Origin of the sequence: Actinomadura sp. HBU206391, assembly GCF_014323665.1 — a bacterium.
GTDB lineage: Bacteria > Actinomycetota > Actinomycetes > Streptosporangiales > Streptosporangiaceae > Actinomadura_C.
Window position 1 is genome coordinate 44,339 of record NZ_JABVEB010000031.1, and the last position, 8,321, is coordinate 52,659.

Below are 8,321 nucleotides of genomic sequence, written 5' to 3' on the forward strand. Positions count from 1 at the left end.
AGGCTCAGGCTGCCGCGAGGGCCTCTGTGGGGGCGAGACGGGAGGCGCGGACCGCGGGATACAGGCCGGCGAGGGCGCCGATGATCAGAGTGGCGCCGACCCCGCCCGCGGTCGCCCAGGCGGGCACCACGATGGACCAGTCCCGAAGGGACGCGTACACCCCCGTCACCGCGATGCCCAGCACGGCCCCGCCCGCCCCGCCGAGCGCCGACAGCAGCAGAGACTCGGCGAGGAACTGGAACCGGATCTGTCCCCGGGTGGCGCCAAGAGAGCGGCGCAGCCCGATCTCGGCCCGGCGCTCCAGCACGGAGATGACCATCGTGTTGGCCACCCCGACGCCGCCGACCAGCAGCGCCACCGCGCCCAGCCCGAGCAGCAGCCCGGTGAACGCCTGGTTGGTCGCCTGCCGAGCGGCCAGCGCGTCGGACGGCTTGGACACCGTGACCTCGCCCGGCGCCTCCGGGTTCGCGGTCGCCGCCAGGACCGTCCGCACGTCATCGACGGCGGCGTCCGCCGATCGCGTGTAAATGGTCGTCGGGTACCCGTCGAAGTCCAGATAGGACTCCGCCGCCGGCCAGCCGATCAGCGCCGCCGAGTCCAGCTCCGGCGAGAGCGTCACCGCGTCGAGGATGCCGATGACGGTGAACCACTCGCCGCCGAGATATACCTGCTTGTCCTCGCCGGCGGCGCCGACGCCGAGCCGCTTGGCCGCTGTCGAGCCGAGCACCACCGCCGGGTATCGGGAGGTCGCCTCGTTGAGCCAGACGCCGTCGGCCAGCGTGGCGGCCACCGTGCCGGGCAGGTCCAGGTCCGCCGCCTTGACCGTCATGCCGCCGCTTTCCGCCTCCGGGATCTGGTCGTTGCGGTACACCTTGGCTTCGGAGACCTTGCCGGTCGCGGAGACCCGTTCGACCGGCTCGACCCGCGCGATCATCGTCGGCGACTCCTTGGGTAGTACGGCGGTTTCGCCCCCCATCGTGTTGCCGGGTGCCACGGTCAGCAGATTGGTGCCCAGCGCGGCGAGCCGACGGTCCAGCTCGGCTCGGCTGGAGGACGAGATGCCCACGACCGCGACCATCGCGGCGATGCCGATCGCGATGCCCAGCGCGGACAGGAACGCTCGCAGCGGCCGGGTGCGCAGTCCGGTGCCGCCGACCCGCATCACGTCTCCGGCGCGCAGCCGCGCCGGTGACAACGGCGTCGTCATGACACCACCTGCCCGTCGCGCATGACGACCTGCCGGGGCAGCCCGGCAGCGATCTCCCGGTCGTGGGTGATGATCAGCACCGTGGTTCCGGCGTCGTGCAGCTCCCGCAGCAGGGTCATCACTCCCGCCCCTGCCGCCGAGTCCAGGTTGCCGGTGGGCTCGTCGGCGAGCAGCAGCGCGGGCTCGCCGATGACCGCGCGGGCGATCGCCACCCGCTGCCGTTCGCCGCCGGACAGCTCGTGCGGCAAATGGTCGAGCCGGTCACCCAGGCCCACCCGCACCAGCGCGGCCTCCCCGCGCCGCCGGCGCTCCTTCACCGGTACGCCCGCGTAGAGCAGCCCGTCCGCGACGTTGTCCAATGCGGACTGTCCAGTCGCGAGGTGGAACTGCTGGAACACGAACCCGACGCGGTAAGCCCGCAGCGCCGACAGCTGCCGGTCGGAAAGCGCGGCCACGTCGTGCCCGTCGATGCGCACCGCCCCGGACGAGGGCCGATCGAGAGTGCCGATCAGGTGCAGCATGGTGGACTTGCCGGAGCCGGAGGGGCCTACGATGGCCACCAGCTCGCCGTACCCGATCAGCAGACTCGCGCCGCGCAACGCGGCGACCCCGCCGGGGTACTCCTTCGTGACCTCCTCGAGGTGGACGACCGGGCTCATGCCGGCATCCCCACCGTCGCGCCCTCGGTCACGCCCTCGCCCGACACCTCGACCCGGCCGCCCGCGAACAAGCCGGTCTTCACCGCCACGGTGCTGGTGCTGTCGCCCTTGACCAGCTCGACGCCGTACCCGCCCTCCGACAGCGCGAGCAGGGCGGCCACCGGTACGGTGAGCACGTCCTTGCGCTCGGAGGCGGTGAACGCCACGTCCAGCGCGGCTTGGTCGAGCCCGGCGAGGGTCTTGGGGTCGTTCACGGTGACGGTGACCTCGATGATCGTCGTGTCCTCCTCTTCCGAGCCTTCGGCCGGTTTGATCACGATGGCGGTCCCGGCGATCTTGCCCGGTACCGTCTTGCCGTCCGGCAGCTCGACGGTCACCGCGGCCTTGCTCTTCGCCAGCCGCCGGTCGTCGAAGGTCAGCTCGACGGTCACCACCTTGGACGATCTCGTGTAGGTGAGCACCGCGGTCCCGGGGCCGATGGGGTCGCCCTTCGCGACCTGATGACTGTCCACACGCACGGCTGTGGGCGCGTAGAACACCCGGCCCAGCTCCACTGTGCCGGTCTCCTTGAGGCCCAGATCCTCCTGCCACTGCTTGACCGCCGTGGCGGTCGACGAGGTGTACTCGTCGTCCACGGTGAACCCGTCGTATCCAAGGGCGCGGAGGTTCTGCTCGAACTGCTTGACGTCGGCGCCGTCCGTGCCCGGCGATAGCGCCCGGTACACGGGCAGCCCGCCGTAGAGCAGCACCACCGGCGCGTTGTCCACCCGGTAGAGTGCCTTTCCGCGCGACACGGTGGCGCCGGTCGCCGGGAGCCCGGTCAGGGTGCCGGCGAGCCGTCCGGGCACCTTGGTGGTGTTGCCGTACCCCAGCTCGCCGCTCGCGCTCTTGGTGTCCACCAGCGTCTGCCGGGTGACCTGCGCCGTGGCCGGGGGAAGGCCGGTGGTGCCCTTGCCGGCCGAGTCGCCTCCCCCGAACCCGATGCCGTTCGCGGCCACGGCGGCTGCGCCGGCGGCGGCCACGGCCGCCGACACCACCATTACCCGGCCGGCGAGTCGGCGCCGCTCGCCGACCCCGCTCATCAGCCGTTCCCCCGTTGCGTCCCCGTTGGGGCGGTCGGCCGGAACTGACGGCACTTGTCCTCGGCGGCCTTCAGCTTGGGGTCGTCTTCACCGCTCAACCCGAGCTTTTTCGGGTCGATCCGGGAGCTGCCGTCGTCCTGCGGATCGGGGAAGTTCGGTATCCCGTTCGCGCGCATGCACTGGGCGTGCTTGCGCAGCTGCTCGATCCGCTGCGGATCCGGCCCCCCTTGCCCGCGGCCGAACGGCCGGTACTCCCGGCACTTCTCCTCCCCCGCGTTGATGATCGAGTCGGCTATATCGTCGGGTACGTTGAATCTGATCTGCCCGCTATCGTCGACCTCCGGGTCCGGGAAGTTCGGAACGCCGTTCTCGCGCATGCACTGCGCGTACTTCAGGCCCGCTTCCTTCCCGCCGGACCCGGCGCCGGCGGAAGCCTTGGGCGTGCCGCCGGCGCCGGCGACCCCATTGTTCTCATCGTTGCCCCCGCAGCCGGCGAGGCTCAGCGCGAGCAGCAGGCCCAACGCGAGTCCTGCTTTGATACGCATGGTCGTCCCTTCGTGGGTGGACGGCCGGGCGCGCGCCCGGCGGCCCCACCAGGAGAGCAAGCACGGCATTTCCCGGCTGTCAGCGAGACATTGACGCCCAAGTGACGTCACGGTCGGTCACCATGGAGGCATGCGGATCCTGGTGGTAGAGGACGAGCCGCTGATCGCCGACACGGTCGCCGACTGGCTGCGCGGCGACATGCACGCGGTCGACGTGGTGTACGACGGAGGCGCGGCCCTGGAGCGGATCGGCGTGCATGACTACGACGTGGTGGTGCTCGACCGTGACCTGCCGGTGATCCATGGGGACCGCGTGTGCCGGGAGATCGTCAACAGCGGCGGCGCTGCGCGGGTGCTCATGCTCACCGCCGCCGCCGAGATCGACGACCGGGTCACCGGGCTCGTCCTCGGCGCCGACGACTACCTGCCGAAGCCGTTCGCGTTGCAGGAACTGGGCGCGCGGGTGCAGGCGCTGGGACGGCGCTCCCGGCCGGCCGTGCCACCGGTGCTGAAGCGCGCCGGCATCCGGCTCGACCCGCACCGCCGCGAGGTGTACCGGGACGGCCGCTACGTGCCGCTGTCCCCCAAGGAGTTCGCGGTGCTCACCGAGCTGCTGCGCGCCGACGGCGCCGCGGTCTCCGCCGAGCAGCTGCTGGAGAAGGCATGGGACGAGCACGCCGACCCGTTCACGCACACGGTACGGATGACGATCCTGAAGCTGCGCCGCAAGCTGGGGGATCCACCCGTGGTACTGACCGAGCCGGGAGTGGGGTACCGGATCCCGTGAAGAGGCTCACCATTCGCGCCCGGCTGACGCTGGTGTACAGCGGGCTGCTGATGCTCACTGGCGTGCTGCTGCTCGGCGTGACATACGTGCTCGTCTCCCGCCGGTTCTACCGCGACAAGCCGGCGGCGGTCGCGGGCAGTGAGCCGCAGCCGTTGCAGCGCCCGGTGCAGGCCGTCGTGCGCGACCTCCACGACGACACGCTGAGGACGCTGCTCACCCAGGGCGGCATCGCCCTGGCCGTGATCAGCGCCGTGGCCATCGCGCTCGGCTGGCTGATCGCCGGCCGGCTGCTCCAGCCGCTGCAGCGGGTCACCGAGACCGCCCGGCGGATCGCGAACGCGCCGGGGGCCGACCGGGGCCTGCACGAGCGGATCGCGCTGAACGGGCCGCATGACGAGATCAAGGAGCTGGCCGACACGTTCGACGTCATGCTGGAGCGGCTCGATCATTCGTTCGACGGGCAGCGCCGGTTCATCGCCAACGCCTCGCACGAGCTGCGCACCCCGCTCAGCGTCAACCGGGTGCTGCTGGACGTCGCCGTGCACCGCCGGGCCGCGTCGGTCGAGATCCGGCAGCTCGGCGAGACCCTGCTGGAGATCAACGGACGGCACGAACGCCTGATCGACGGGCTGCTACTGCTCGCCCGCTCCGAGCGGGAGCTGGTCGAACGCTCCTATGTCGACCTGGCTGATGTGGTGCAGCACGTCGCGGCACAGCTGCCGCCGGGCACGGTGACGGTCCGCACCGAGGCCGGCGAGGCGCCTACCGCCGGCAACCCGGTGCTGCTGGAGCGGCTGGTCCAGAACCTGGTGGAGAACGCGGTCCGGTACAACGTGCCGGAGGAGGGCTGGGTGAGCGTGCGAACCCGCACCGGCCCAGGCGACGAGGCGGTGCTGGAGATTTCCAACACCGGGCCGGTGGTCCCCCGGTACGAGATACCGAGGCTCTTCGAGCCCTTCCGCCGCCTCGGCGACGACCGGGTCGGCGCCGGGGCGCCCGGCGCCGGCCTCGGCCTGTCGATCGTGCAGGCGGTGGCCCGCGCGCACGGCGGCGAAGTCCGCGCCGACCCCCGCCCCGAGGGCGGGCTCACGGTCACCGTGACTCTTCCCGGTGACCCAAGCGTCCCGCACGGCGCTCTTACGATCTGAGGGGCGCACCTGGATCACTGGGAGCGGGCCCACTGCGTTCCCGCCGCCCGATAAGGCCGAGCCCCTGGAGATCCTCTAGGGGATGGGACCTCACCTGCGGTGGAGGGCCATGAAGAGCTCGATCCACTGATCGGGGGGCTGGCACCTGCTACGGAAGCCCGCTGCTCACCCAGCCGCTTGACCGTCATCGTCCGGGCTATCCTCACCCTGCACTACCAGGCCGGATGAGGATGGAGTGTGCACCATCTCCAGTATGGAGAAGGAGCACGGCCGGGCGACTGGTCTGGACGCCCGGCCGTGCTCCCCAGTCGCTGCACTGGATGGTGGCCGCGTTTGTCCGCTGGTCAAACTGGAATGAAGAGCGCCTCGAACGGCGGGGCGCCGACACCGGTGGTGATATGGCCCCGTCCCGCGGTGTCGGTAGCGAGGACCATTTCGCCTGGGCCGAAGCGGCGCCGGCTGCCGTCGGTGACCTCCACCTCAATCGTCCCGCGCAGCATCACCACCCACTGCTCGCGCGGTGCAGGGTGCGGTGCGCTGCCGAACTCATCGCTGCGCAGGAACACCACGCCACCCGCAGACGGCAGGCCGCCCACGACCATGGGCGGCACTCCGTCGGCGACGTGCTGCTCGGCGAGGGCGATTTCGCCGTCCTCGAAGGCCGATCCGCCGTCCTCGGTGCGGGCGATCCTGGTGAAGCGCATCAGTTCGCCCCGATGAACTGGTGGTCGGTACTGATCTTGCCGTCCTGGTCCAGGGCCAGAATGTCCAGGCCGCCGCCGACGGCCTTGCCGTTGCGCGAGGACACCATCGACCAGCGGACGCCGATCACGTTGGGCAGCAGGACGACCGTCTCCCCGTCGGCTTCGAAGACGTGTTCGCCCGGCGCGACGAACATCTCGTAGGCGCGGGTCACCCGGGCGTCCACGGCATCGTGGCCACGAACTTCCAGCGGCGGCGCCGCAAACGCAAGGCTCGTGGCGGCCTGGCGAATCTCCTCGGGGGGGTCGAGGAGAACTTGGATTCCGTCCTGCGCCCACAGTTCGCGGATGAGCGTGCTGCGCGCTGCCGGATCGGGCTCGTTCCACTGGGCGATATAGCGGTCGGCCAGCCTCTTCACATCAAGTTCGTTGCTCATGCGCCGTAGTGTGCGCTCCCGGCCTTCGCCTTTGCGATTCCCTGGAGGGAATCGCGCAGCGCCGGGGGTCGGGTAGGAATGGGGCCATGACGGTATCGGCCGAACACGGCCAGTTCGCTCGCGAGCTGCGGCGCTGGCGGACGCTCCGCCGCTGGAGTCAGCTCGAACTGGCCATCGCAGCCGACACGACCCAGCGCCACCTGAGCTTTCTCGAACAGGGACGCTCACGACCGGGCCGTTCCATGGTGGTACGGCTCGCCGAGTCCCTGGGCATGTCGCTGCGCGAACGCAACGAACTCCTGCTGTCGGCGGGCTATGCGCCGGTCTATCCCGAATCCAGCCTCGACGCCCCCGAACTTGGCCCGGTGCGCGAGGCGCTTGATCGCATCCTGGACGGGCACCGGCCCTACCCGGCGGTCGTCGTCAGGCCGCACGGCGAGCTGGTCGCCGCCAACCCGGCGTTCTCTCTCCTCACCGAGGACGCGGCGCCCGCCCTGCTGGAGCCGCCGATCAACGTGCTGCGCCTCGCTCTGCATCCGGAGGGAATGGCCCGACGGGTCGAGAACCTGGCCGAGTGGGGCCGCCACGTCACCGGCAGCCTGCGCACCCAGGCATGGCAGAGTCGGGATCCCGGCCTGGAGGAGTTCATTGCCGAGCTGGAGGGCTACCTTCCCGCCGTTCACGCACCGGCCGAGCATCTCGGCTTCGCCGTGCCACTGCGGTTGCGAGTGACGGAAGGCGAACTGCGCCTGATCACCACGTTGACGTCGTTCGCGACCGCCGTCGACGTCACGCTCGCGGAACTGCGCCTGGAAGCGTTCCTGCCCGCCGACGAGAGCACGGCAAGAATCCTCAGACAGCGATCACCCTGCGGTCAGCAAGATCAGGACGGCGGACACTGCGGTGACTCATCCTGATCCTGCTAGTCGCAGGGTGTGGACGGTCACGGAATGCGTGACCGTCCACACAGGGCTATTGCGAGGTGCGGCTTTCCTGATCTGAGCGGCAGCGCCCCTCCTCGCTCGACCCACGATCTGACCGCGACTCGCGTCTACGGGTTTCGTCAAGCCATCCTCACCCCTTCACCACCAGGCCAGAATGAAGATGGAATGAGCTCAGTGCGATGAGGCTTGCTCATGGACGCTCCGGTGGCCTGTCCGAGGTATGGGGACTTCCTCGGCGGCCCTGGGCGTACGAAAAAGACGCGTGAAAAGGCGGCCTGCCTCACCTGAGGCACGGCGGCCACCCGTCACGGTGAGGTTCCCCGTGACGGCGGAGTCGAGCAGAAGGATCAGACTCCGGAACGCGTCCTGGACGGCCAGGACCGTACGGCCCCGCCGCGGCCTTCTCACCTGGTTGGGCGCCCATTTGCCGGCGCACCTGGCGACCGCGAAGGGGCCGGACCCGATCACGATCGCGTACATGGAGGCGGACATGCCCGTCACGTTAGGGTCCGGCGTGAGCGGCGGGCAATCCATTTTCCGGCCGCTTCACAAGCACGGGATTCCCGCCCTCGGCCAGCCCTGAGGATGTGCTCGGCCGGCCCTGAGATTTGCGCGGCCGGGTGAGCCGACCGGTGCGGCAACCACTATCGGCTGGCCGACAGGTCCGTGCGCGATCACCGTCGGCGCCTTTCATCAGCCCAGGTCGGCGTCGGGGTGAATCATCAAGGCAGAGAATGGCTAGATGCCCGATTCGGGCTCTTTGTGGCCAAGAATGCGACTCGACGACTTGGTAAGTAAGCCTTTTATTTGA

Annotated in this window: 9 protein-coding genes; 3 read left to right on the forward strand and 6 right to left on the reverse strand. The window is 70.1% G+C overall.

The genetic code is table 11. The annotated features are described in order from the left end of the window. Positions 1 to 4: 4 nt before the first annotated feature. Genes HKK72_RS13510 through HKK72_RS13525 form a run of 4 tightly spaced genes read right to left on the reverse strand, consistent with a single transcriptional unit; the run spans position 5 to position 3,469 of the window. Positions 5 to 1,207: an ABC transporter permease gene (locus tag HKK72_RS13510; RefSeq protein ID WP_187234681.1), complete on the reverse strand. Its 1,203-nt coding sequence runs from the start codon at positions 1,205 to 1,207 to the stop codon at positions 5 to 7. After that, positions 1,204 to 1,866, reverse strand: coding sequence for an ABC transporter ATP-binding protein (locus tag HKK72_RS13515; RefSeq protein WP_187234682.1), 663 nt, complete (start codon positions 1,864 to 1,866; stop codon positions 1,204 to 1,206). The genes HKK72_RS13510 and HKK72_RS13515 overlap by 4 nt, the downstream gene beginning before the upstream one ends. Next, entirely contained in the window at positions 1,863 to 2,948 is a 1,086-nt protein-coding gene (locus HKK72_RS13520; RefSeq protein WP_222720662.1) for an efflux RND transporter periplasmic adaptor subunit, read from the reverse strand. Before HKK72_RS13520 ends, HKK72_RS13515 begins: the two co-directional genes overlap by 4 nt. Next, positions 2,948 to 3,469 carry a hypothetical protein gene (locus HKK72_RS13525; RefSeq protein WP_187234683.1) on the reverse strand — a complete coding sequence of 174 codons (522 nt, stop codon included), beginning with the start codon at positions 3,467 to 3,469 and terminating at the stop codon, positions 2,948 to 2,950. The genes HKK72_RS13520 and HKK72_RS13525 overlap by 1 nt, the downstream gene beginning before the upstream one ends. 154 nt (positions 3,470 to 3,623) lie before the next feature. On the opposite strand from HKK72_RS13525, the gene HKK72_RS13530 reads away from it, so the two are divergent. Continuing rightward, complete coding sequence (locus HKK72_RS13530; protein ID WP_187234684.1) at positions 3,624 to 4,280, forward strand: response regulator transcription factor; 657 nt, start codon at positions 3,624 to 3,626, stop codon at positions 4,278 to 4,280. After that, a complete protein-coding gene (locus tag HKK72_RS13535; protein ID WP_315987227.1) occupies positions 4,277 to 5,428 on the forward strand; it encodes a HAMP domain-containing sensor histidine kinase in 1,152 nt (383 codons plus the stop codon). The genes HKK72_RS13530 and HKK72_RS13535 overlap by 4 nt, the downstream gene beginning before the upstream one ends. 344 nt (positions 5,429 to 5,772) lie before the next feature. Here HKK72_RS13535 and HKK72_RS13540 read toward each other — a convergent pair whose 3' ends face one another. Both HKK72_RS13540 and HKK72_RS13545 read right to left on the reverse strand, forming a co-directional pair. Further along, a complete protein-coding gene (locus tag HKK72_RS13540; RefSeq protein ID WP_187234685.1) occupies positions 5,773 to 6,132 on the reverse strand; it encodes a hypothetical protein in 360 nt (119 codons plus the stop codon). Further along, positions 6,132 to 6,566 carry a hypothetical protein gene (locus HKK72_RS13545; protein ID WP_187234686.1) on the reverse strand — a complete coding sequence of 145 codons (435 nt, stop codon included), beginning with the start codon at positions 6,564 to 6,566 and terminating at the stop codon, positions 6,132 to 6,134. Before HKK72_RS13545 ends, HKK72_RS13540 begins: the two co-directional genes overlap by 1 nt. Before the next feature lie 86 nt (positions 6,567 to 6,652). Between HKK72_RS13545 and HKK72_RS13550 the strand changes: the two genes are divergently transcribed. Further along, positions 6,653 to 7,483 (forward strand): helix-turn-helix domain-containing protein, encoded by an 831-nt coding sequence (locus HKK72_RS13550; RefSeq protein ID WP_187234687.1) that lies wholly within the window; start codon positions 6,653 to 6,655, stop codon positions 7,481 to 7,483. Positions 7,484 to 8,321: the final 838 nt, after the last annotated feature.